General features: G+C 63.4%; 22 protein-coding genes. 9 read left to right on the plus strand and 13 right to left on the minus strand.

The window, feature by feature from the left end; all coding sequences use genetic code 11:
• Window positions 1-19: 19 nt before the first annotated feature.
• Window positions 20-1144: a DSD1 family PLP-dependent enzyme gene (locus QCE49_RS22245; protein ID WP_250457397.1), complete on the plus strand. Its 1125-nt coding sequence runs from the start codon at window positions 20-22 to the stop codon at window positions 1142-1144.
• On the opposite strand, the gene QCE49_RS22250 is transcribed toward QCE49_RS22245, so the two are convergent.
• The 5 genes from QCE49_RS22250 to QCE49_RS22270 form a co-directional block, all read right to left on the minus strand.
• Entirely contained in the window at window positions 1132-1428 is a 297-nt protein-coding gene (locus QCE49_RS22250) for a DUF3325 domain-containing protein (protein WP_034470898.1), read from the minus strand. The two genes, QCE49_RS22245 and QCE49_RS22250, sit on opposite strands and share 13 nt — an antisense overlap.
• Window positions 1425-3083, minus strand: coding sequence for a PepSY-associated TM helix domain-containing protein (locus QCE49_RS22255; RefSeq protein WP_409017407.1), 1659 nt, complete (start codon window positions 3081-3083; stop codon window positions 1425-1427). Before QCE49_RS22255 ends, QCE49_RS22250 begins: the two co-directional genes overlap by 4 nt.
• Window positions 3050-3337 carry a DUF3649 domain-containing protein gene (locus QCE49_RS22260; protein ID WP_034470895.1) on the minus strand — a complete coding sequence of 96 codons (288 nt, stop codon included), beginning with the start codon at window positions 3335-3337 and terminating at the stop codon, window positions 3050-3052. Before QCE49_RS22260 ends, QCE49_RS22255 begins: the two co-directional genes overlap by 34 nt.
• A gap of 262 nt (window positions 3338-3599) precedes the next feature.
• A complete protein-coding gene (locus tag QCE49_RS22265) occupies window positions 3600-3851 on the minus strand; it encodes a hypothetical protein (protein WP_033536209.1) in 252 nt (83 codons plus the stop codon).
• Window positions 3852-3930: 79 nt separating this feature from the next.
• Window positions 3931-5145 carry a YeeE/YedE family protein gene (locus tag QCE49_RS22270; RefSeq protein WP_008348170.1) on the minus strand — a complete coding sequence of 405 codons (1215 nt, stop codon included), beginning with the start codon at window positions 5143-5145 and terminating at the stop codon, window positions 3931-3933.
• Window positions 5146-5270: 125 nt separating this feature from the next.
• On the opposite strand from QCE49_RS22270, the gene QCE49_RS22275 reads away from it, so the two are divergent.
• Window positions 5271-5951 carry a dihydrofolate reductase family protein gene (locus QCE49_RS22275; RefSeq protein WP_250457395.1) on the plus strand — a complete coding sequence of 227 codons (681 nt, stop codon included), beginning with the start codon at window positions 5271-5273 and terminating at the stop codon, window positions 5949-5951.
• Between the two features lie 111 nt (window positions 5952-6062).
• Window positions 6063-6785, plus strand: coding sequence for a DeoR/GlpR family DNA-binding transcription regulator (locus tag QCE49_RS22280; protein ID WP_008348173.1), 723 nt, complete (start codon window positions 6063-6065; stop codon window positions 6783-6785).
• 74 nt (window positions 6786-6859) lie between these two features.
• Here QCE49_RS22280 and QCE49_RS22285 read toward each other — a convergent pair whose 3' ends face one another.
• Genes QCE49_RS22285 through deoC form a run of 8 tightly spaced genes read right to left on the minus strand, consistent with a single transcriptional unit; the run spans window position 6860 to window position 16479 of the window.
• Window positions 6860-7879 carry an ABC transporter permease gene (locus QCE49_RS22285; RefSeq protein WP_235366231.1) on the minus strand — a complete coding sequence of 340 codons (1020 nt, stop codon included), beginning with the start codon at window positions 7877-7879 and terminating at the stop codon, window positions 6860-6862.
• A gap of 38 nt (window positions 7880-7917) precedes the next feature.
• Window positions 7918-9438: a sugar ABC transporter ATP-binding protein gene (locus QCE49_RS22290; protein WP_250436581.1), complete on the minus strand. Its 1521-nt coding sequence runs from the start codon at window positions 9436-9438 to the stop codon at window positions 7918-7920.
• Window positions 9439-9485: 47 nt separating this feature from the next.
• Window positions 9486-10490, minus strand: coding sequence for a substrate-binding domain-containing protein (locus tag QCE49_RS22295; RefSeq protein WP_250436582.1), 1005 nt, complete (start codon window positions 10488-10490; stop codon window positions 9486-9488).
• A 52-nt stretch (window positions 10491-10542) separates the two neighbouring features.
• Window positions 10543-11586 (minus strand): ABC transporter permease, encoded by a 1044-nt coding sequence (locus tag QCE49_RS22300; protein WP_008348180.1) that lies wholly within the window; start codon window positions 11584-11586, stop codon window positions 10543-10545.
• Window positions 11583-12515 (minus strand): ribokinase, encoded by a 933-nt coding sequence (gene rbsK, locus QCE49_RS22305; RefSeq protein ID WP_008348182.1) that lies wholly within the window; start codon window positions 12513-12515, stop codon window positions 11583-11585. Before rbsK ends, QCE49_RS22300 begins: the two co-directional genes overlap by 4 nt.
• Window positions 12512-12994, minus strand: a complete 483-nt coding sequence (locus QCE49_RS22310) for an RbsD/FucU family protein (protein ID WP_008348185.1) — start codon at window positions 12992-12994, stop codon at window positions 12512-12514. Before QCE49_RS22310 ends, rbsK begins: the two co-directional genes overlap by 4 nt.
• Before the next feature lie 60 nt (window positions 12995-13054).
• Window positions 13055-15445, minus strand: a complete 2391-nt coding sequence (locus tag QCE49_RS22315) for an aldehyde dehydrogenase family protein (RefSeq protein ID WP_250457393.1) — start codon at window positions 15443-15445, stop codon at window positions 13055-13057.
• 26 nt (window positions 15446-15471) lie between these two features.
• Window positions 15472-16479 carry a deoxyribose-phosphate aldolase gene (gene deoC / locus QCE49_RS22320; protein ID WP_250436587.1) on the minus strand — a complete coding sequence of 336 codons (1008 nt, stop codon included), beginning with the start codon at window positions 16477-16479 and terminating at the stop codon, window positions 15472-15474.
• A gap of 290 nt (window positions 16480-16769) precedes the next feature.
• Here deoC and QCE49_RS22325 point away from each other — a divergent pair, with 290 nt between their 5' ends.
• The 6 genes from QCE49_RS22325 (at window position 16770) to QCE49_RS22350 (ending at window position 23035) form a co-directional block, all read left to right on the plus strand.
• On the plus strand, window positions 16770-17987 hold the full coding sequence (locus QCE49_RS22325) for an ABC transporter substrate-binding protein (protein ID WP_051996429.1): 1218 nt from the start codon (window positions 16770-16772) through the stop codon (window positions 17985-17987).
• A gap of 83 nt (window positions 17988-18070) precedes the next feature.
• Window positions 18071-18943, plus strand: coding sequence for a branched-chain amino acid ABC transporter permease (locus QCE49_RS22330; protein WP_034470891.1), 873 nt, complete (start codon window positions 18071-18073; stop codon window positions 18941-18943).
• A gap of 18 nt (window positions 18944-18961) precedes the next feature.
• Window positions 18962-20746, plus strand: coding sequence for a branched-chain amino acid ABC transporter ATP-binding protein/permease (locus tag QCE49_RS22335; RefSeq protein ID WP_250436590.1), 1785 nt, complete (start codon window positions 18962-18964; stop codon window positions 20744-20746).
• A complete protein-coding gene (locus QCE49_RS22340; RefSeq protein ID WP_008348196.1) occupies window positions 20730-21434 on the plus strand; it encodes an ABC transporter ATP-binding protein in 705 nt (234 codons plus the stop codon). The genes QCE49_RS22335 and QCE49_RS22340 overlap by 17 nt, the downstream gene beginning before the upstream one ends.
• A gap of 48 nt (window positions 21435-21482) precedes the next feature.
• Window positions 21483-22019, plus strand: coding sequence for a 2,4'-dihydroxyacetophenone dioxygenase family protein (locus tag QCE49_RS22345; RefSeq protein ID WP_008348198.1), 537 nt, complete (start codon window positions 21483-21485; stop codon window positions 22017-22019).
• Window positions 22016-23035 carry an NAD(P)H-quinone oxidoreductase gene (locus tag QCE49_RS22350; protein WP_250457391.1) on the plus strand — a complete coding sequence of 340 codons (1020 nt, stop codon included), beginning with the start codon at window positions 22016-22018 and terminating at the stop codon, window positions 23033-23035. Before QCE49_RS22345 ends, QCE49_RS22350 begins: the two co-directional genes overlap by 4 nt.

Consider the following 23035-nt stretch of genomic DNA (forward strand, 5'->3'; position numbering starts at 1 on the left):
TCGCTCGACCAAGGACATCATGAATCTCGAAGCACTCGACACGCCCGCCGCGATCATCGATATCGCGCGAATGCAGCACAACATCGACCGGATGCAGACGCGCATGAACGCGCTCGGCGTGAAGTTCCGGCCGCATGTGAAGACGACGAAATGCGCCGGCGTCGTGCGCGCGCAGATTGCAGCAGGCGCGCAAGGCATCACCGTATCCACGCTGAAAGAAGCGGAAGCATTCTTCGCGGCGGGCATCGACGACATTGTCTACGCGGTGGGTATCGTGCCCGCGAAGTTGCCGCGCGCGATGGCCCTCAAGCAAAAAGGCTGCGATCTGAAGATCATCGCCGACAACGCGGCGGCGGCATCGGCGATCGTCGCGTATTGCAAGCACGCGAACGACATATTCGAAGTGTGGCTCGAAATCGATACGGATGGTCATCGCTCAGGCCTCGCGCCCGATGACGACGCGCTCATCGAGATCGGCCGCGTGCTTCATGAAGGCGGCATCGAAGTCGGCGGCGTGATGACGCACGCTGGCTCCAGCTACGAATTGAACGATCAAGAAGCGCTCGCCGCGCTCGCGGAACAGGAGCGCGCGGGATGCGTGCGCGCGGCCGAACGGCTTCGCGCTGCGGGCATCGCATGCAGGACCGTGAGCGTCGGCTCGACGCCGACCGCGCTCGCCGCGAAGCATCTCGAAGGCGTCACCGAAGTGCGCGCCGGCGTTTATGTGTTCTTCGATCTCGTGATGGCGAACGTCGGTGTTTGCGATGCAAACGATATCGCGTTGAGCGTGCTCACGAGCGTCATCGGTCATCAACCCGACAAGGGCTGGGTCATCGTCGATGCGGGATGGATGGCGATGAGCCGCGACCGCGGCACGTCGAAGCAGACGCACGATTACGGTTATGGACTTGCATGCGCGCTCGACGGTACGCCTCTCGAAGGCTGCGAACTCGTCGGTGCGAATCAAGAGCACGGCATTCTCGCCGTCGAATGTCGCGATGAGATCACGAAGCGGTTTCCCATCGGCATGAAGCTGCGCGTCCTGCCGAATCATGCATGCGCGACGGGCGCGCAATACCCCGAGTACCAGGCGTTAGCCGCCGACGGCAGCACCATCGCATGGCCGCGCTTTCACGGCTGGTGAGATCGACGAGCGGAAAGCCGCTCATAAACGATGAGACCGCCAAACACGATTCCCGCCGAAACACTCGTGCAGCCGCTATAGCTGACGAGGCCGAGCGCCCATCCTTGATAGTCGACGATGAAGCGCAGCGCGAGCACGAGACCGCACCATCCTGCTATTCGAAAGCCGCGCGTTTGCCCTGCGCGAAGCGCGCGGCCGAATAGCATCATCTGATGACGATCCATCGAGACCGCGAGGCAAGCGAAGGCCATCAGGCAGAAAACGATGCTCAAGAGATGCGTCATGCGCTTTCCTTTTCGCGCTCGGGCATGACGGCACGCGCCGCGATGCGCTTGCCAACGGGCTTCGTGCGCGGACGATGGCGTGTCACGTGTATCGCCAATGCCGCATGCAGCAGGGCGAATGCCCACATCATCAGATCGAAGCCGGCGAACACCCAATCGCCTTGCGCGATGCTGCGCCACAAGGGCCGGTTCGTGGTCAGCGCATTGAGCGCCGGCACGAGCGCGAGCATCGCCGTGGCGAGCCAAAGCAGTTCGATCCACGCGCGCCTTGCGGGACGCACGAACGCATATAGCAGCGTCGCGCCCCACATCGCGAAGAAAACATTGACCTCGGCATCGTCACGCGCGGCGATGCCGAGCGGCAGCAGCCGATTGCCCCACAGAAAGCTCGTCATCGCGATGGAAAGTCCCGCGATGCTCGCGATATTCAAACGTTCGACGAGCCAGAAGCCGACGTACGGCCGCGCCGGGTCGGCCAGCTTCTGACGGCGCTTGACCGTCCACATGACGAGCCCCGTGCCGACCATCGCCGTGCCCGCGAGACTGACGATGAAGTACAGCCAGCGCAGTTGCATATCGCTGAAGCGTCCGAGATGCAGCGCATACAGCACGCCGCGCGTTTCGGCCGCGCCGCCGACGCTGTCCTTCACTTCGATGAGCTTGCCCGTCACGCCATCGAAGAGCATGTACTGCGGACTCATCGACACGCGCGACGCCTCACCTCGCGAAACAGCCACGCGCGCGGTGCTGTCGCCGGGATTGGTGATCGTCACGCGACCGACCTTGTCGCGGCCCCAGCGCGCTTGCGCTTCGCGCACCATCGCATCGACGGGTGCAAGCGGCGCGATCTGTCCGAAAGACTCGCGAGGCTGAATGAACGCGCTGAGTTGCGAAATCATTGCGGCGCGTTCGGCGGGTGTCCTGAAGGCGGTCTGCGCGCCCCACGGCATGTACATCGCCATCAACGTGACGAGGCCGGTGTAGGTGATCATCGCGTGAAATGGCAGACCGAATACCGACAGCGCGTTATGCGCGTCGAGCCATGAACGCTGACCCTTGCCCCATCGAAAAGTGAAAAAGTCGACGAAAATTTTCTTGTGCGTAATGACGCCGCTCACGATCGCGACGAGCATGAACATGGCGCACAGGCCCGCGAGCCAGCGCCCCCATAACACCGGCATGTAATAAAACTGGAAATGAAAGCGATAGAAAAATTCACCGCCGAGGGTCTCGCGCGCGGTCGTGCGCTCGCCCGTGACCGGATCGAAACGGGCTGATTCGAATGCGCGCTTGCCCTTGGATGCGCCCGGCGCACGCCAGAACGAATCGATGACGCTCGTGCGTTCGTCCGGCAATGCGAAGCTCCACTGCGTACTGCCCGCCGCGATCTTGCCGAGCGTCTCGACGACGCGTTGCGCGACGAGCGCCGCATCCGGCATGTCGCGCTGCTGCGCTTGCTCGGGCCGCATCCATTGCGACGTTTCGTCCTTGAAGTAGCTGACGGTCCCGGTAAGGAACATCGCGTAGAGAATCCAGCCTGCGAGCAGGCCCGCCCACGTATGCAGATCGGACATGCTCTGGCGAATGCCGCGGCCTTTCGCTTTGGAATCGCGCGCGCTTTTCACGAGACGTGTCCTCCCGGCCATACCGTCCATGCGGCCATCAACAGCGGCACGGCGATGAACGCGAGCCCGCTCCATGCCCGACGCGCGCTGCGAACCGCGAACACCCAGATCACCGCGCACACGTAGACGACGAAGCTCACGAGCATGCCGGTGAGCACGGCTTGCGGCTTGCTCATCGGCAGGGCCAGTGCCGCGACGCTCGCGAGCGCGGCGAGCGCGTATCCGCCGAATATCGCGGCCACGATGCGAGAGACGAGCGGGCCGTGCCGGACGAGCGCGCTCATTGGTCGTGTACGCGTCGGCGCGTCATAGGCTTTCAAGGCGTTCTTATGCGAAAGATTGGCCGGATGCACGTCTGCAACGACGAGACGGAATCAGGCGCGTTGAGGTCCGCGTTGCGCGGCGTAAATGATAATAATTATCAATAACGCTCCGCAAGCTTGTCAAGCAACGCTTAAAAGTGGAACGCTGTGGTGCGATCGCGCGAACACAATGCGATGCGCGTGTGGCGCATCGGCGAGCACAAAATGGACGAACTGGCGGCGTTTATTCTTTGCCCGTGACCCACTTTTTCGTCGCGTGATAGCCGCGCTTCGACGTATCGGCGATGGCATGTCCGGCCGATTTCGCGCCGTCGCCGATGGCGTGCGCCGCATCGCGCGCCGCATGTCCGGTCTGGCGCCCGGCCGATTTCACGTCTTCCTTGAACTGATGGGCGCCCGATTCGACGCTCGCATGTGCCAACGGGCCGAGCGCGATCAGCAAGGCCGGAACGATGAGCAAGGTAGTCTTTTTCATGCCGGCGATTTTCGCATATCGCGCGGACCGCTCCGTTCCGCAAAAAAACGGAACGAACGTGTCACGCGCGGTGTGACTCTCAGCAAGCCGTCGGCCGCACGCGCTCGACTTCGAGTCCGAAAAACGGACGCAGTCGCGTGCCGACTACATTGCCGAAGAAGGCCGCGACGAGCCACAGCCAGCCATGCAGGCTGCCCGATACGATGCCGCTGAAATACGCACCGATGTTGCAGCCGTACGCGAGCCGCGCGCCATAACCGAGCAGCAAGCCGCCGACGATCGCCGCGATCAGCGAGCGCATCGGCACGCGCCAGACGGGCGCATAGCGGCCCGCGAGCGCGGCGGCGAGCATCGCGCCGAGCACGATGCCGATATCCATCACGGATGTAACGTCGTGAGAAATCGGCGCGGCGAGCGCGGCCGCGTTGGCCTTGCTCATCCAGTATGGCCAGCTCGCGGTATCGACGCCGAACAGGGCCGCCGCTTTCGCGCCCCACAACGCGAACGCGGACGTGATGCCCCACGGACGCCCGGACAGTGCGAGCGTCGCGAAGTTGAGCACGGCGAGGGCGATGCCGCCTGCCACGAGCGGCCACGGTCCATGCAGCCATGGCGATGTATGCGCCGGCTGCACGTGCGCGGCGACGAGCTTGCCATGACGGCGCTTCTCGATGACGACCGTGACCGCCGCGATCAGCGCGAACACGATCCAGTTGACGGCGAGCGCGGGCCCCGCGCCGAGCGTCTTCACGAGCGATACCGGTTGCATTTGCGGCAATGCGGTCCAGAACGGCATGTGCGCGGTCGCGATGACGGAACCCGCGATGAACGCAGCGAGCGTCACGATCATTCGCGTGCTGCCGCCGCCGACGGTGTACAACGTGCCCGACGCACAGCCGCCGCCCAGTTGCATGCCGATACCGAAGATGAACGCGCCCACGACCACCGACGTCCCTACCGGCGACACGAGCCCGGTCACCGGCGTGCCGAAAAGCGACCCTGCCGCGAGCGCGGGAAAGAACAGCGCGACGCCGACCGCGAGCATCAGCATTTGCGCGCGCAGCCCGGCGCCGCGGCCATCGGAGATGAACACGCGCCACGCCGACGTGAAACCGAACGCCGCGTGATAAAGCGAGACGCCGAGCAGCGCGCCGACCACGTAAAGCGCAGCCTGGCGCGCGCCGACGGTTTGCCCGAGATACACCGCGCCGAGCACGATCAACAACGCGGCGATGCCGAGCGGCTTCGGATCGATATCCGCGCGGCGTGCAAGAGGAGTAGCGAGATCTGACATGACGATAAGCGTTTCGAAAAAATGCGGAAGAGCTACTTATTTTCTCGCGTTTGGCTGATCTTCGCAGGCGGCACAGCGCTTGCATCGGCCGATGCATCGAAGCCCTTTCCTGCACGGAGAAGAAGATGCATATCGTCTGTCACATGATGTCGTCGATCGACGGCCGCAGTCTCACCGATAACTGGAACCTCGATTTCGCGTCGCCCACCTACGAAGACACCGCCGCGCGCTTCAACGCCGATGCGTGGGTATGCGGCCGCGTCACGATGCAGGAAATCTCGCATGGCAAGGACCGCGACTATCCGCGCGGGCTCGCGAAGGGTCCGATTCCACGCACCGATCATTTCGCGAAACGCGACGCGAGCCAGTACGCGATTTCCATCGATCCGAAGGGACGTGTCGCCTGGAAGAGCAATACGGCGCTCGAATCGCATATCGTCGAAGTGCTGAGCGAGAGCGTCGATGACGATTACCTCGCGTATCTGCAATCGATCGACGCATCGTATGTGTTCGGCGGCAAGGACGATATCGAACTGAAGCGCGTCGTCGAAACGCTCGAACGCGAGTTGAAGATCAAGAAGCTGATCGTCGAAGGCGGCGGACATGTGTCGGGCGCGTTCGTCAATGCGCAGCTTGCCGATGAAGTCAGCGTGCTGATCATGCCGCTCGTCGATGGACGCGAAGCGCATACGTCGTCGTTCGAAGTCGCGATGGACAAGTGGAAAACGCCCGCCTACCTCAAGCTGGATTCCATCGAAAAACTGGAACACGACGTCGTGTGGCTGCGCTATACGCGCAAGTCCTGAACCTCGGGATTTACCCGCGCCACGCATGCAAGCCGTTAAAAATGCGGCTTGCATTGTTATAATTCTTTCATCCCGCGAATAAAAGCTAACATCATTCCTCGCGCCGCTCCGATGGCCAAGAACGACCGCCTGCGTGCCCTTTCCGGCGCGCTCGAAAAACAGAACGTGATGCGTCTGCGCGATGCGGCCGCGCTGCTCGGCGTTTCGGAGATGACGGTGCGCCGCGATATCGCCGCGCATCCCGGCCAGTTCACGTATCTCGGCGGCTATATCGTCAGCGCCGCCGATGTCCCCAACGCGGGCTACACGATCGAGGAAGAGAAAGACCATTTCGCGCAAGCGAAGGCGGTCGCTTCGAATCACGCGGCGCGTCTGCTCGCGGATAGCGAAACCATCTTCATCGATTGCGGCACGACGCTGACCACGCTCGCGCGGCAGATTCCCACGGAGATGCATCTCACTGTCGTGTGCTATTCGCTCAATGTCGCGGAAATTCTGCGGCGCAAGCCCAACGTGCGGATGATCCTGCTCGGCGGCGTCTATGTGCCGTCATCGGAATCGTTCGCCAGCGACGAGAGCGTCGAAACCTTGCGGCGCATGGGCATCAACAAGGCGTTCATGTCGGCGGGCGGCGTCGATGAAGCGCGCGGCGTGACGTGCTGGAACTTTCATGAAGTCGCCATCAAGCAAGCCGCGATGGCGAGTTCGGTGGAACGTCATCTCGTCGTCGATGCGAGCAAGTTCGGCAAGGTCAAGGCCGTGCGCTTCTCGCAGCTTTCCGAGTTCGATTCGGTGATTACCGAGGAAGGTCAGAAGCTCCGCAAACGCGTCTGAATCGTTCCGATAAAAATCGGAAAGGCTCGTTCAGGTTTCGAACGAGCCTTTTTTGTTCCGCTTTTCGAAGGGCGTTACTGTCTGCGTCCCAGCGCGAACAACGTCCCCGCAACGAGAATGAACGCGCCGATGATGACCTTCTGCCAGGTGCTCGGCACGCCGATGAGAATCAGCACGCTATTGATGAGCGTCACCAGCACGACGCCCAAAAGCGTACCCACCACCGTTCCCGTACCGCCCGTGATGCGGGCACCGCCGAGAATCACCGCCGCGATCACATCGAGTTCCGTGCCGACGAGATCGAACGGGTTCGCAAGCCGGTTCGTCGACACGTGCAGGATGCCCGCCACGCCCGCCAGCAAGCCGGTATAGCCGAACACGAAAAGATGAATGGCGCGCAAGTTATAACCGAGACGTTCTGCAATGGCGAGCGAGCCGCCCATCGCATAGACGCCGCGGCCCATCATCGTGCGATTGAGCAGCCACCAGGTCACGATCGCCGCGATCACGAGCGCGAGCACGGACACCGGCAAAACCGCGCGCAAGCCATCCGGCGTGTGATAGAAAAACAGCGGCAGGCGCCCGAACGTATCCATGCTGTGCGGAATGTTCATGAAGAACTGCGTGCCGACGAACGTCAGCAACAATCCGCGATACAAATATTGCGTGCCGATGGTGACGATCAGCGAGGGCGCTTTCAATCGATGCACGAGCATGCCGTTGATGACGCCGAGAATCACGCCGCCGATTGCGCCCGCAAGCAGAATCAGCACGAACGGGCACTCCGGCCACCAAGCGAAGACAGCCTTCGTGATCGAATACATCGTCAACGCGGCGATTGCCGTGAACGACACGTCGATGCCGCCCGACGCCAGCACGACGAGCGTGCCGAGCGCGAAGAGCGAGACCGTCGTCGCGGAATGGAGCATGTCGAACAGTGTCGCGAACTGGAAGAAGCGCGGATTGATGCTGCCCACGACGAGACACGTCACCACGATCAGCCCGACCGTGAACCACTCCGGATTGCGCATCAGTTGCGCATACAGATTGCCCTTGCGCACGCGCGGCGCGACCTGGGCCGCGTGTTGCGGCATCGTCTCGCTTCCCGTGCGGCGGATGGATTCGCTCATGCTCATGCTGCCTCTGAAAGTAGCGCGTGATAAAGATCGGCCTCGTTCAAGCGATCCGCGCGATATTCGTTCGCGACGCGGCCTTTCTTCATCATCAGAATACGGTCGCAGTTCTGCAGCAGTTCGGGCAGGTCGTCGCTGATCAATATGATGCCGATGCCCTCCTTCGACAGCCGCTGCATGATGCGATAAATGATGTCCTTCGATCCCACATCGACGCCCACGGTCGGACCATGCAGGATCAGCACGCGCGGATCGATCGCGAGCCAGCGGCCGATCAGCACGCGCTGCTGGTTGCCGCCCGAAAGCGATTGCACCGGCTTGTCGACATCGGGCGTCGCGATCTGCAGATCCTTCACGGTGCGCTCGGCAAGCTCTTGCGCACGCTTGCGATCGATCTGACCGAAGCGGTCGCGCAGGCTCGCGATCATCGCGGTGACGACGTTGTCGCGAATCGGCTTGTCGAGAAAAAGCCCTTCGTTCAGGCGGTCTTCGGGCACATAGCCGATACGTTGCGCCTTCGCATCCGCGGGCGAATGCAGACGCACGCGCATGCCGTCGAGCGTCACCGTGCCCGTGTCCGCAGGCGCGACGCCCGCAAGCGCACGCGCAAGTTCGTTGCGGCCCGAATCGAGCAGACCTGTCACGCCGAGAATCTCGCCCTTGTGCAGCTTGAACGACACATCGGCGAACTGGCCCTTGCGGCCGAGACCTTGCACGTCGAGCACGATCTGCGACGCGCCTCCGTCACCTTCCGCGCGATAGCGTTCCGTCGACAGATGCTTGCCCGTCATGAGCTCGCTGATCTGCGCCTTCGTATAGTTTTCGATCGGACCTTGCGCCATCTTCTGGCCGTCGCGCAGCACGATCACTTCGCCGCCGATCGCATAGCACTCGTCGAGCTTGTGACTCACGAACAGCACGGCGACGCCATCCGCGCGCAAACGCGCAAGCACGGCGATGAGGTTATCGACTTCTTTCTGCGTGAGCGATGTCGTCGGCTCGTCCATGATGACGAACTTCGCTTCGCTCGCAATGGCGCGCGCGATCGCAACGAGCTGGCGCGTCGCGAGCGGCAGTTGCTCGATGAGCGTCTTCTGGAAATCCGCGTCGCCCGGCAGTCCGACGGCTTCTAGCGCACGCGCGGCGGTTTGTGCGAGCGCTTTGCGATCGAACGTGCGCGCGAGCTTGCCCGCATGTTCCGCGAGTTCGGATGTCAGCGCGACGTTCTCCGCGACGCTCATGTTCGGCAGCAGCGACAAGTCCTGATAAACGGTTTCGATGCCCGCCGAAAGCGATTCGAGCGGCGAAAGCTTCTTGTGACGCGCGCCTTCGATCACGAGCTCGCCTTCATCGGGCGGTTGCGCGCCCGAGATGATCTTGATGAGCGTGCTCTTGCCGCAACCGTTCTCGCCGAGCAAGTGATAGATCTGGCCGCGCTCGAACGAGAGGCTTACGCCACGCAGCGCATAGACGCCGGTGAAACGTTTATGGATATCGACGACTTCGAGGAGCGGTGTCATATCGTGTAGTCGAGCGAGGCACACCGCAGTGCGCCTCGCGAATGGCATCAGAAGTTGTATTGCTTGTAGTTCGACTTGTCGACATCGACCCAGCCGGTGCCGCGCACGATCACGCCCTTGCCCGGGCCCTTCGTGACCGTCACCTTGTTATAGCCGGTGATGCCGAGGTCTGCGCCGTTCTGCACTTCCTTGCCGTCGACGAGCATCTGCGCGACCTTGTTCATCGCGAGACCGGCGAGCTTCGGATCCCAGAACGCGATGCCGTTGATCGCGCCGCTTTCGAGGAACTTGGCCGCTTCCGTCGGCAAGCCGGTGCCGTACACGCAGATCTTCCCGACCTTGCCGGCCTCTTCGACCGCGCGGCCGATACCGATGACGTCGAGCGACGACGAACCCTGGAAGCCCGTCAGATCCGGATGCTTGCGCAGCACTTCCTTCGCGACCTGATACGCGCGCTCGCCATCGTTATTCGTTTCGAGCTTCGGTTCGACCAGATCCATCTTCGGATACTTGGCCTTCGCATTGCCGATGCCGCCATCGGCCCATTGCACCTGCGAGCGCGAGCCGAGGGAGCCGACCAGCACCGCCCACTTGCCCTGATTGTTCATGCACTTCGCGAGACGCTCGTTCAGGCCCGCGCCGTATGCGGTGTTGTCGAAGGCTTCGATGTCGACCATCGTGTTCTTCGCGTTGTCCGCTTCATGCGTGACAACCTTGATGCCCCGATCCATTGCTTTCTTGAGCGCGGGTTCGAGCGTCGGCGGATCGTAGGGCACTACCGCAATCGCCGTGACCTTCTTCGCGATCAGATCCTCGATGATCTTGAGTTGCTGCGCGGCGTCGGCGCGGCCCGGACCCGTCTGATATGCATTGATGTTCGGATTCTCCTTGCCGAACTCCTTCACGCCTTCGTCCATGCGATTGAACCAGTTGATGCCGGTCACTTTCACGACCGTCACGATGGTTTCGTTGGTTGCGGCCTGCGCCGCTGCGATCGCGCCCGCCGCGAGTGCGATCGCGGTGAGTGCGGTGCCCAGTTTGCTCAGTTTCATTGCGTTGTCTCCTTTATCTATCCATTGGTCTCTTTGAACATCACACGCAACACTAACGTCCGGTCGATGCGGGCGGCGGTGGAACATTGCTCTTGGGCGCGGCTCCGCCGATGCCGAAGATCGCGCGCACGCGGTCGCCGCCCGCGAATGCAAGCGATGCGAGCAGCAGGAAGCCCCACGCGCAATCGCCGAAAAACTGCGATACGCCGAGCAGATTGAAGAGGCTCGACAGAAATTGCAACACGGTCGCGGCGAGAAACACGCAGACGATGCGTCCATAACCGCCCGCCGGATTCACGCCGCCCATCACCGCGATCAGGATCGCGATCAGCAGATACGAATTGCCGTAGTCCCACTTCGCGCTCGACGTATGCGTCGCGCTGATGAGACCCGCGAGCGAGGCGAGCACGCCGCACATCCCATACGTGAGAATCAGCATGCGCGCGCGCGGAATGCCCGCGTAGAACGCGGCCTTCGGGTTCGTGCCCATCAGATAGAGACGCAGGCCGAACGGCGTACGCTTCAGAATCCAGCCGAGCAGCAGAACCGCGGCGATGAAGATCCACAGTGAAATGGGCACTTGCAGGAAGGTGCCGTTGCCGATGTTCGACAGCGGATCGACGTATTCCACGCGCACGGATGCGCCGTTGCTCAACACCACCGCGATGCCGGTGAAGAGCAACTGCGTGCCGAGCGTGCAGAGAATCGGCGTGAGCTTCAGCTTCGCGATGACGACGCCATTGAGCAAGCCGCCGAGCGCACCCATCACCATGACGATGCATACGAATACCGCGGTATAGAGCGCGGGCGAATCGTCGGCGGAGACCATATGCGGCAGCATCATCGCGGCGACCATGCCGGAGAGATTCGCAAGGCCCACGCCCGACAGATCGATGCCGCCGTTGCCCGACACCATCGACAGCATGATGCCGAGCGCAAGCAGGCCGAGCTCCGGCAACTGGCCGCCCATCGACTGAAGATTGTCGATGTCGAGGAACTGGCCGTGCGACATCCACGTTGCGACGATCACCACGAGCACGTTCACGCCGATCAGAAAGTTGAACTGGCGATCCGCGAGCCACTTCGACGCTTTCATTGCGTGACGCTCCTTTCCGCTAGCAGCGCGTTGATTTCGTCGAGACGCGGCATCGACGGCGCGGTGCCCGGACGCGTCACCGAAATGCTCGCGAGCGCGCAGCCGAAGCGCACTGCATCCACAGGGCTTTCGCCGCGTGCGAGGGCCGCCGCGAAGCCGCCGGTGAAGCCATCGCCCGCGCCCGCCGTCTCGACGACGCGGCCGCATTCGAAAGCAGGCACGAGCGTCGATTCGTTCGACGTATGCAAGAGCGCGCCCGCTTCGCCGAGCGTGACGATCACGGCGCGTGCGCCTTTTTGGAGCAGTACGTTCGCGGCGCGGCGTGCGTCGTCCGCCGAAGCGATCTCGATGCCGGTGAGCGCCTGCGCTTCGGTTTCGTTCGGCGTGATGTAGTCGCAAAGCGGATAGATATCGTCCGTCAGCGGCAAGGCGGGCGCGGGATTGAACACCGTCGTCACGCCATGTTTGCGCGCGAGTTCGAGTCCACGGCGCGCGGCCGGAATCGGTTGTTCGAGCTGCGTGACGAAGACGCCGGCACGCGCGATATCGTCTTCGATCGCATCGACGTCTTCGGGCGCGAGCGTGCCCGCAGCGCCCGCCGCGACGATGATCGCATTGCCGCCCGTGTTCTCATCGACATAGATATGCGCGGCGCCCGTCGCGACATCGTTCATTACCGTTGCGCGCGATGTGATGCCTTCGGCGCTCCATGTCGCCTGCGCGATATCGCCGAACGCATCCGCGCCGATGCGGGTGCAGAAGATCACGTCCGCGCCCGCGCGTGCGGCGGCCACCGCCTGATTCGAGCCCTTGCCGCCCGGTCCCATCTGGAACGCGGAACCCGCGACCGTTTCGCCGAGCAGCGGCATGCGTTGCGCGCGAAACGCGAGGTCCGTCACATAGATGCCGAGAATGACGACGCTTTTCATCGCGTGCCTCCGTGCGCGGCTTCGGGCGCATCCGGCGCGAGTTGCACGCCCTTCTTGAAGATGAAGCAGCCATAGCCGCGCGCTTCGCCCGTCGCGATCACGCAATATGCGTTCTTCGCGCGCTCGTAGAACGCGAAGCGTTCGACCGGCGCGAAGGGCAGCGCGCGGCCTTCGGCATCGTCCACTTCGCGTTGCGCTTCGCGTTGCACGGCGGGCAAGGTAGTTGCATCGCCAACTATCTCCATGCGGCCCGCGGGATCGTCGACGAACGTATCGAGCGGCAGCACCGACAACACGGCGCGCACCGCACGCGGCGCGCTCACGCCGTCCATGCGCAGCACGCGGCCGAGCACCGTTTTGCGCGCGACAGAGTCAGCGGGGAAATGGGCATCGCAGATCACCACTTCGTCGCCGTGGCCCATCGCGGCAAGCGCGTACAGGATATCGGCGTTCAAGAGCGGATCGATGTTCTTCAGCACAGCGTCTCCTCCATGCATGAGCGCGTTCCGTATCGGAATCGCGCCGAGTCAATTCCTTGATCAGTCTCCGTACGGCACCCAGATGTTCTTCACTTGCACCGCCTGTCGAAGGAAAGGCAGCCCTTCGCTTGCGGCATCGTGCCAGTCGAACACGCGGCCCTGATCGACGAACGTGCGCTTCAGATTGCCGATCGACTCGCGCTCCACCATCGCCGATAGCGCCGCGCCGTGGAAGCACCAGAGCGCATCGACGTCATCGTGTTGCGCGAGCGTTTGCGCCAGCGAACGCGCATCGCCGGTGACGATGTTCAGCGCGCCGCCCGGCACATCCGATGTCTCGACGACCTGATAGAAGTCCGTCGCCATCAGCGGACACGTCTCGCTCGGCACGACGACCACGCGATTGCCCAGCGCGAGCGCGGGCGCGACGAGCGACACGAACCCGAGCAACGGCGCTTCATCGGGACACACGATGCCGATCACGCCCAGCGCTTCGTGCATCGCCAGCGCGACGCCATGCAGCGGGGGCGCATGCACGGCGCCGTCGTACTTGTCGGCCCAAGCGGCATACGTGAAGAACCGCGCGATCGATGCATCGACTTCGCGCTTCGCATCGCGCTCGCTCGAACCGGCGCGCGTGACGAGCTGCTTCGCGAATTCATCGGCGCGTGCGCTCAGGTTTTCCGCGAGGTAGTACAGCACTTGCGCGCGGTTGTGCGCGCTCGCCGACGACCATTTCGTCATGCCGCGCGCGGCCGCGACCGCATTGCGTATGTCCTTGCGATTGCCTTCGCCCACTTCGCCGACGATCTCACCGGCGGGCGAATGCACGAGCCGCGAATAACCGCTGTCGGGCCGCGCCTGCTTGCCGGCGATGAAGAGCTTCGCCGTGCGATCGAGCGCACTCACATTGCCCGCATCGACGAGCGAATCCGGTTGCGCCTGCAACGATTTCGTTTCGCCGCGAACCGGAAGCTTGGCCCATGCGCGCGGCTTCAGGTATTCGTAGATGCCCTCGCGTCCGCCTTCGCGTCCGAAGCCCGACTCGCGATATCCGCCGAAGCCGACCGCCGCATCGAAGAGATTGGTCGCGTTGATCCACACGACGCCGCATTGCAGGCGCGGCGCGACGTCGAGCGCGCGGCTGATGTTCTCGCTCCACACGCTCGCGGCAAGGCCGTAGCGCGTGTTATTTGCGAGCGCAACGGCTTCTTCCGGCGTGCGGAAGCTCATCGTCACGAGCACGGGCCCGAAGATCTCTTCCTGCGCGAGCGTCGATGCCGGCGCGACGTTGGTGACGAGCGTCGGCGGAAAGAATGCACCGCTCTCGGGCAACGTGGCACGCGGCGATCGATAGACTTCGCAGCCTTCGCGCTCGCCCTTGTCGACGAGCGCGCGAATGCGTTCGAGCTGAATGTCGTCGACGACCGCGCTCATGTCGATGCCCTTATCCAGCGACGTGCCGACGCGCAGCGTATCCATGCGGCGCTTCAGCTTCTCGACGAAGCGCGCTTCGATGCCTTCCTGCACGAGCAGACGCGAGCCCGCGCAACACACTTGTCCCTGATTGAACCAGATCGCATCGACGACACCTTCGACGGCGCTGTCGATATCGGCATCGTCGAACACGATGAACGGCGACTTGCCGCCGAGTTCGAGCGTGAGCGACTTGCCCGAACCCGCCGTGCTCGCGCGAATCTGACGGCCCACTTCGGTCGATCCCGTGAATGCGATCTTCGCGACGCGTTGATGTTCGACGAGCGCCGCGCCCGTGCTGCCATCGCCGGTGACGATGTTGAGCACGCCCTTCGGCAAGCCCGCGCGATGCGCCAATTCAGCGAACAGCAACGCCGTCAACGACGTGAATTCCGCGGGCTTCAGCACGACGGTATTGCCGAGCGCGAGCGCCGGCGCGATCTTCCACGCGAGCATCAGCAGCGGGAAATTCCACGGCACGATCTGGCCGATCACGCCGAGCGGCGCCCAGTCCGCGAACTCCTTGTCGTGCAGTTGCGCCCATCCCGCGTGATGCAGAAAATGCCTTGCTACAAGGGGTATATCGATATCGCGCGACTCGCGGATCGGCTTGCCGTTGTCGAGCGATTCGAGCACGGCGAAGAGACGGCTGTGCCGCTGCACCATGCGCGAAAGCGCATAGAGATGACGCGCGCGCCCCGCTCCGCCGATGGCTTGCCAGCCTTCGAGCGCATCGTGCGCGGCTTGCACAGCGGCATCGACATCCGCTCCCGTGCCTTGCGCGATCGATGCGAGCACGCGGCCGGTCGCGGGTTCTCGTGAGTCGAAGCGCGCGGCGTCGTCGCTGTCGCGCCATGCGCCGTTGATGAAGTGACCGAAGCGCCCGTCATGCTGATCGAGCCATGCGCGCGCGGCGCGATCGTCTTCCGGTGCGGGTCCATATTCCATCGAAGAGAAGTATTCGGCAACGCTCATGAGGCTGTTTAGTGAAGTCTGTTGGATCAGGCGACGGGATGGCGATTGAACGACGAATAACGTCCGCTCACATGGTGTTCGAGCTGGCGTTCGATATCCGCGAGCAGGCTCGATGCGCCGATGCGAAACAGATCCGCTTCTAGCCATTCGCGCCCGAGCTCTTCCTTCATGAGGATCTGATACTCGAGCACCGACTTCGCAGTCGACACGCCGCCCGCCGGCTTGAAGCCGATCATGACGCCCGTGCGCGCGAGATAGTCGCGGATCATCCGCACCATCACGAGCGACACGTCGAGCGTCGCGTTGACGCTTTCCTTGCCCGTCGATGTCTTGATGAAATCGGCGCCGGCCATCATGCAGATCATCGATGCCTTCGCGACATTCGACAGCGTGCGGATATCGCCGGTCGCGAGAATCGCCTTGACGTGCGCGTCGCCGCATGCCGCGCGGAAATCGCGCATCTCGTCGTAGAGCGCTTTCCAGTTACCCGTCAGCACATGCTCGCGCGTGACGACGATATCGATCTCGGACGCGCCATCTCTCACCGATGCCTCGATCTCGCGCAACTTCAGTTCGTGCGGATTGAGGCCAGCGGGAAAGCCCGTCGATACGGCCGCGACCGGAATGCCGCTGCCCTCGAGCGCGTTCACTGCCGTCCTGACGTAACGGTGATAGACGCACACCGCGCCGGTTTTGATCGACAGAGGCGGCATGCCGAGCGCGTCGAGCAGATCGTCGCGCAATGGACGGCGCGCCTTCGCACAGAGACGTTCGACGCGGCCATGCGTGTCGTCGCCGGAAAGCGTCGTGAGATCGATGCAGGTGATGGCCTTGAGCAGCCACGCCGCCTGCGCGTCTTTCTTGACCGCGCGGCGCGTGCCGAGCGTCGACGCGCGGCGCGTCACCGCCGACTGATTCACGCGCAGGCCGTCGAGCCAGGCGAGATCGAACGGCACGCCGGGATTGCGCGCGCTGGCGTGAACCTGGGCCTTGCCGGGCCACGCGACGATGGACTTCGATGCAGTTTCCAGCATGAGATCGGTATGCCGGCGTCTTGTGCGACGCACAACAGTTTTTGATAGATTGATCTCAGTTTATAGCATTCTTGTTAGGATCGTGACATAGGGAAAGTTCGGAGACGACCGCGCCGAGTCTCACTCTTCCGTGCAAACCCTCGGTTGACGTCTTTGCGTTCATCGACGCAAACTTGAAGCGCTTCAAATCCAATCGATCAACCCAAACAGAGCAAATTCGGCAACGCGACCGAACTTTCTTGCTTTCGATTTGAAGCGCTTCAATTTCGAACGATACAAGGAGACACCGCATGTCCTCGCACTTTCCCCGCACTGTCCTGCGCGCGCTCGCCGCCGCGTGCGTCGCAGCATCGAGTCTCACTGCCGCGCACGCCGCTGACATCAAGATCGGCGCGCTCTTCCCCTTCAGCGGCGGACTCGCGCTGCTCGGCGACGAAAGCTATCGCGGCGTGCAGCTCGCCGTCGACGAGCGCAACGCGGCGGGTGGCATCAACGGCGAGAAAGTGGTGCTCGTCAAGGCCGATGCCGTCGATGCCAATCAGGCCGTCGGCGAAGCGCGGCGCCTGACGTCGGTGGAAAACGTGTCGGCGGTGTTCGGAAGTTATTCGTCGGCGGTGTCGTCGGCGGCGACGCAAGTGACCGAGCTCGCGGGCGTGCCGTTCTTCGAACTCGGCGCGACGGCGGACACCATCACGAGCCGCGGCTTCAAGTATCTGTATCGCAGCAACTCGACCACGAAGACCTTCGCGGACGGCACGCTCGAAGCGCTGACCAAGGTCGTCGCGCCGCAACTCAAGGTGGATCCGAAGACGCTGAAGATCGCGATCATCGCGGAAGACGGGCCGTACGGCACGCTCGTCTCCGGCTTTCAGAAGGAAGGCGCGAAGAAGCTCGGTCTGAACGTCGTGCAGGTGTTGCCGTATTCGGCGAAGAGCGTCGATCTGTCGTCGCTGATTCTGCGTCTGAAGGGCGCGGACGTCGATATCGTGTTGCAGACCTCGTATCAGAACGACTCGATCCTGTTCTTCCGCCAGGCCGCGCAGGCCGGCTTCAAGCCGAAGGCGGTCATCGGCGCGGGCGGCGGCTACTCGCTCTCGGATACGGCCAAGGCCGTCGGCGCGCAAATGAACGGCGTATATGACATCGACTTCCCGCAAGTCGCGATGAACGAGAAAGGCGCACCCGGCCTCGAAACATTCACCGCCGAATATCAGAAGCACTTCGGCATGGCACCGCGATCGGGCCATAGCCTCGTGAACTATGTCGGCGCGAAAGCGTTCCTCGATGTGCTCGCCAACGCGAAATCCACCGACAAGGACAAGATCCGCGCCGCCGTGCTCGCCTACAAGAAGCCGACGGGCACGACCGCCGCTGGCTGGGGCTTCCAGTTCGCCGACAACGGCCAGAACCAGCTCGCGACCACCAACGTGATGCAGTGGCAAGGCGGCAAGCTCGTCACCGTCTATCCGGAAGCGGTCGCGATCGCGAAGCCCGTCGCGGCGCAGTAAAACCGCCGCTGTCGACCCGCATTTCTCTTTCACTCGAACCGCGGGGCGCGTGACACGCGCTGCGCGGTGTCCAGGAAACGAGCATGTCCATTCTTCTGCAACTTCTGGTCAACGGCCTGTTGCTGGGCGGCGCGTACGCGATCATCAGCATCGGCCTCACGCTGATCTTCGGCGTCGTGCGCGTGGTCAACTTCGCGCACGGCGAGCTGCTGATGGTCGGCATGTACGCCGTCTGGCTGCTCGCCGCGAAGCTCGGCTGGCATCCGTATGTGTCGGCGGTGCCGGTCGCGCTGCTGCTCTTCGCATTCGGCGTGCTGATCCAGCGCTTCATCATCCAGCCGCTGCTTTCCGCCGACGCGCACATTCAGATTTTCGCGACCGTCGGCGTGTCGACCGCGCTCGTGAATCTCGCGCTGATGATCTTCGGCGCGGACGTGCATCCCGTCGATGTGAGCTTCGGCACCGAGCATCTGCAGTTCGGCGACATCAACATCGTGAGCGGGCAACTGATCACGTTTGCCGCCGCGCTCGCGGTCGCGGGCGGGCTGCATCTGTTCCTGCAACGCACCTACACAGGTCGCGCGTTTCGCGCGGTGGCGCAGCATCGCTACGCGGCCTCGCTGATGGGCGTCAACGTGAAGACGACGTACGTGCTCGCGTTCGGCATCGGCGCGGCGCTGGTCGGGCTCGCGTCGGGCTTGCTGGTCGCGCAGTATCCGGTGTTCCCGACCGTCGGCCAGTACTTCGTGCTGACCGCGTTCGTCATCGTCGTGCTGGGCGGTCTCGGCAGCTTGCCGGGCGCGCTCGTCGGCTCGATCGTGATCGGGCTCATCGACAGTCTCGCGGGCTACTACATCTCGCCCGACATGAAGGAAGTCGTCTACTTCGCGATCTTCCTCGTGATTCTCGTGGTGCGCCCGACCGGTCTCTTCGGTCTCGGACGCGGCTCCGAATAACGTTCAGCGAGGCATTCGATGTTTCCCAATCTCCTGCATCCGCGCGGCTACATGGGCGCGCTGGCGCTCGTCGCGCTGCTCGCCGTGCCGTTCGCGCTGCAATCGCCGTTCGCGTTTCACCTGGCCGTGCTCGTGTGCATCTTCGGCGCGCTCGCGACGGCGTGGAATATCGTCGGCGGATTCGCCGGACAATTGTCGCTCGGACACGCGGTGTTCTACGGCATCGGCTCGTACGCGGCGACGCTGCTCGTCATCAACTTCGGCATCACGCCGTGGCTCGGCATGTTCGCGGGCGCGGTGATCTCGGCGATGGCGGCGATCGTCATCGCGTATCCGACGCTGCGTCTGCGCGGACCGTTCTTCGCGCTCGCCACGATCGCGTTCCTCGAAGTGTGCCGCCTGCTCACGGTGCACGAGGAAAGCTGGACGGGCGGCTCGGCGGGCCTGAACGTGCCGCTCAACATCGGCCTGCAATGGATGGTGTTCCGCGAAAAGTGGGCGTATCTGCTGATCGCGTTCGGCTTTCTTCTGGTGACGTTGTGGGCCGCGTGGCTCATCCGCCGCTCGCGCTTCGGCTTCTATCTGATCGCCGTGCGCGAACGTGAAGATGCGGCGCGCGCGGTCGGCGTGAACGCGGTGAAGGTGAAGATCGGCGCGGCGGTGATCTCGGCGGTGCTGACGAGTCTCATCGGCTCTTTCCACGCGATGTATCTCACCTTCATCGATCCGTCCGCGGCGTTCTCGCTGGAACTGTCGGTGCAGATCGCGATGTTCGCGCTGATCGGCGGACTCGGCAGCGTCGCCGGGCCGCTCGCGGGCACCGTCCTCGTGCTGCCGATCGCCGAGCTTGCGCGCGGCTGGCTCAGCTCGTTCGGCAGCGGCACGCACGGCTTCGTCTACGGTGTCGTGTTGGTGCTCGTCGTGCTGTTCATTCCGCGCGGACTCGTCGGGCATCTGGGCGGCTTCGTGCTGCGCTTCATCGACCGTCTGCCCGGCGCGCGCACGCCGCCGCCCGCACGGGCGAAGTCGATCGCGCCCGCCGATGCGTTGCCGCTCGGCACGCCGCTGCTCGTCGCGGAGCATCTGAAGAAGCGCTTCGGCGGACTCGTCGCGACCGACGATGTTTCCCTCACGCTGCACGCCGGCGAGATTCTCGGTGTGATCGGCCCGAACGGCGCGGGCAAGACGACGGTCTTCAATCAGCTTTCGGGCTTCATCCGGCCGAACGAAGGCATCGTGAAGATTCGCCTCGCCGATGGCACCTGGGCCGAACCGCGCACGCCCGATGCGTTCGCGAAGGACGGCGTCGGCCGTACTTTCCAGATCGCGCAGCCGTTCGCGGGTCTCTCGGTGCTGGAGAACATCATGCTCGGCGCGTTCATGCATACGCGGGTCCGCGTCGAAGCGGAATCGATCGCACGCGAAGTCGCGGAGATCACCGATCTCACGTCCTTGCTCGATGCCGAAGCGCGCAGCCTCACGGTCGGCGGCATGAAGCGTCTCGAAGTGGCGCGCGCGCTCGCCACGCGCCCGCGCGCGCTTCTGCTCGACGAAGTGATGGCCGGTCTCAATCCCGCCGACATCGCGCGCGCGATCAACATGGTGCGGCGCATCCGCGATTCAGGAATCGCCGTGCTGATGATCGAGCACATGATGCAGGCGACGATGGCGCTGTCGGACCGCATCATCGTCATCAATGCCGGGCGCATGCTGAAGGAAGGCAAGCCGTCCGATGTCGTCAACGATCCTGAGGTGATTCAGGCCTATCTCGGCAAGGGGTATCTCGATGCTCAAGCTGCATAACGTCTCGGCCGGCTACGGCAAGAGCGAAGTTCTGCGCGGCGTCTCGCTCGATGTGCAGGAAGGCGAGATCGTCACGCTCGTCGGCGCGAACGGCGCGGGCAAGACCACGACGCTGAAGACGCTATGCGGAATCGTCGCGGCGCGCGGCGGCAGCATCACGTTTCAGGGACAGGAACTCGTCGGCAAGTCCTCGCACGACATCGTCGCGATGGGCGTCACGATGATTCCCGAAGGCCGTCAGCTCTTCCCGTTCCTGAGCGTCGAAGAGAACCTGCTGATGGGCGCGTTTCGTCACGCCGCACGAAGCGCGCGGCGCGAACGCATGGACGAAGTGCTCGAACTCTTTCCGCGCGTGCGCGAGCGTCTCACGCAACTTGCCGGATCGCTATCGGGCGGCGAGCAGCAGATGGTCGCCATTGCGCGCGGCATGATGTCCGCGCCGAAGCTCCTGATCTTCGACGAACCGTCGCTCGGTCTTTCGCCCTTGCTCGTCGAGCAGATGTTCGAAGTCGTCGGCACGGTCGCGGCGCGCGGCGTGACGGTGCTGCTCGTCGAACAGAACGTGTTCCATACGCTCAAGCTCGCGAACCGCGGATACGTGCTCGAAAACGGCGCCATCGCGCTTTCCGGAACGGGCGCAGAATTGCTCGATAGTCCCCACGTGCGGCGCGCCTATCTCGGTCATTGATTCAGCGAACCGGCGCATCGCATCCAGAAACCACGGAGATAAAAACTCATGCAAACCGAAGTGAAACCCGACGAACAAGTCATCGCCTATCAGTTGCCGCAAGTGCCGTACATGTCGAAGGATCTCGTGCACGGCGGCGTCATGACCGACTGGCTCGAAGACGACAACCTGTGGGTGCCCGCGACCGAAACCGTGTCGTTCAAGCCGCTCATTCTCAACGCGAGCCAGGGCTATTACGTGAATCTGCTGCGCGTGCGCCGCAGCGGCGTGATCTCGCGGCATCGTCATAGCGGCGCCGTTCATGCGATGGTGCTCAAGGGCCGCTGGTACTACCTCGAACACGACTGGGTCGCGGAGCAAGGCGGCTATGCGTTCGAGCCCGCGGGCGAAACGCACACGCTCTTCGTGCCCGAAGACGTGCCCGAGATGATTACCTGGTTCCATGTCACGGGCGGCTATACCTATGTCGATCCGCAAGGCGTCGCGCAGGGTTACGAAGACGTCTTCACGAAGATCGAGGCGGCGCGCCGGCACTATGCGTCGATCGGTCTGCCCGCCGATTACATCGAATCCATCATCCGATGAACGCCATGACATCCACTCTTCCCGCATCGATGCAATACGTCGACCACGGCGCGGGCGGCGCGCCCGACTGCATGCGGCTCGCGCAGGGACCGCTGCCCTCGCCCGGCCCGAACGACGTGTTGATCGAAGTCGCCTACGCAGGCGTGAACCGACCCGACGTGCTGCAACGCTCGGGTTCGTATCCGCCGCCGCCGGGCGCATCGCCGCATCTGGGACTCGAGGTGTCGGGGCGCATCGTCGCGACGGGCGCGGAGGTCACGCAATGGCGCGCCGGCGATGAAGTCTGCGCGCTCGTGCCCGGCGGCGGCTACGCGCAATACTGCATCACGGATGCATCGCATTGTCTGCCGCTGCCGAAAGGTTTCACGCTGCTGCAGGCCGCGGCCTTGCCCGAAACGTACTTCACCGTCTGGACCAACGTGTTCGAGCGCGGCCGCCTGCAGGCGGGCGAAACGTTTCTCGTGCACGGCGGATCGAGCGGCATCGGACTGACGGCGATCCAGCTCGCGCACGCATTCGGCGCGCGCGTCATCACGACCGTCGGCAATGCGGAAAAAGCGCAGGCCTGTCGCGAAGCGGGCGCGGATCATACGATCAACTACCGCGACGAAGATTTCGTCGATGCCATCGCGACTCTCACCGATGGAAAAGGCGTCGACATCATCCTCGACATGGTCGGCGGCGACTACATCGCGCGCGATATCCGCGCGCTCGCGCTCGAAGGCCGGCTCGTGCAGATCGCGTTTCTCGAAGGCAGCCGCATCGAACTGGATGCCATGCCGATCATGCTGCGCCGTCTCACCTTTACCGGATCGACTCTGCGCGCGCGCAGCATCGAACAGAAAGCGGCGATCGCGAAAGCGCTGCACGCGCACGTCTGGCCGCTGCTCGAAGCGGGCCGCGCGCTGCCCGTGATTCATCGCGTGCTGCCGCTCGCCGACGTCGCGGCCGCGCACGCGCTGATGGAATCGAGCAGGCATATCGGCAAAATCATGCTAAAAGTGGGAGACCAATAA

Source organism: Caballeronia sp. LZ008 (assembly GCF_031451435.1).
In the GTDB taxonomy this organism is placed as follows: domain Bacteria; phylum Pseudomonadota; class Gammaproteobacteria; order Burkholderiales; family Burkholderiaceae; genus Caballeronia; species Caballeronia zhejiangensis.

Coding starts and splice junctions, on each gene's coding strand:
- QCE49_RS22245 (WP_250457397.1), top strand. CDS start 20: ATGAATCTCGAAGCACTCGACACGCCCGCCGCGATCATCGATATCGCG.
- QCE49_RS22340 (WP_008348196.1), top strand. CDS start 20,730: ATGCTCAAGCTGCATAACGTCTCGGCCGGCTACGGCAAGAGCGAAGTT.
- QCE49_RS22270 (WP_008348170.1), bottom strand. CDS start 5,145: ATGTCAGATCTCGCTACTCCTCTTGCACGCCGCGCGGATATCGATCCG.
- QCE49_RS22295 (WP_250436582.1), bottom strand. CDS start 10,490: ATGAAACTGAGCAAACTGGGCACCGCACTCACCGCGATCGCACTCGCG.
- QCE49_RS22315 (WP_250457393.1), bottom strand. CDS start 15,445: ATGAGCGTTGCCGAATACTTCTCTTCGATGGAATATGGACCCGCACCG.
- QCE49_RS22280 (WP_008348173.1), top strand. CDS start 6,063: ATGGCCAAGAACGACCGCCTGCGTGCCCTTTCCGGCGCGCTCGAAAAA.
- QCE49_RS22250 (WP_034470898.1), bottom strand. CDS start 1,428: ATGACGCATCTCTTGAGCATCGTTTTCTGCCTGATGGCCTTCGCTTGC.
- QCE49_RS22345 (WP_008348198.1), top strand. CDS start 21,483: ATGCAAACCGAAGTGAAACCCGACGAACAAGTCATCGCCTATCAGTTG.
- QCE49_RS22260 (WP_034470895.1), bottom strand. CDS start 3,337: ATGAGCGCGCTCGTCCGGCACGGCCCGCTCGTCTCTCGCATCGTGGCC.
- rbsK (WP_008348182.1), bottom strand. CDS start 12,515: ATGAAAAGCGTCGTCATTCTCGGCATCTATGTGACGGACCTCGCGTTT.
- QCE49_RS22275 (WP_250457395.1), top strand. CDS start 5,271: ATGCATATCGTCTGTCACATGATGTCGTCGATCGACGGCCGCAGTCTC.
- QCE49_RS22265 (WP_033536209.1), bottom strand. CDS start 3,851: ATGAAAAAGACTACCTTGCTCATCGTTCCGGCCTTGCTGATCGCGCTC.
- QCE49_RS22330 (WP_034470891.1), top strand. CDS start 18,071: ATGTCCATTCTTCTGCAACTTCTGGTCAACGGCCTGTTGCTGGGCGGC.
- QCE49_RS22335 (WP_250436590.1), top strand. CDS start 18,962: ATGTTTCCCAATCTCCTGCATCCGCGCGGCTACATGGGCGCGCTGGCG.
- deoC (WP_250436587.1), bottom strand. CDS start 16,479: ATGCTGGAAACTGCATCGAAGTCCATCGTCGCGTGGCCCGGCAAGGCC.
- QCE49_RS22285 (WP_235366231.1), bottom strand. CDS start 7,879: ATGCCGCAACACGCGGCCCAGGTCGCGCCGCGCGTGCGCAAGGGCAAT.
- QCE49_RS22350 (WP_250457391.1), top strand. CDS start 22,016: ATGAACGCCATGACATCCACTCTTCCCGCATCGATGCAATACGTCGAC.
- QCE49_RS22290 (WP_250436581.1), bottom strand. CDS start 9,438: ATGACACCGCTCCTCGAAGTCGTCGATATCCATAAACGTTTCACCGGC.
- QCE49_RS22325 (WP_051996429.1), top strand. CDS start 16,770: ATGTCCTCGCACTTTCCCCGCACTGTCCTGCGCGCGCTCGCCGCCGCG.
- QCE49_RS22300 (WP_008348180.1), bottom strand. CDS start 11,586: ATGAAAGCGTCGAAGTGGCTCGCGGATCGCCAGTTCAACTTTCTGATC.
- QCE49_RS22255 (WP_409017407.1), bottom strand. CDS start 3,083: ATGGACGGTATGGCCGGGAGGACACGTCTCGTGAAAAGCGCGCGCGAT.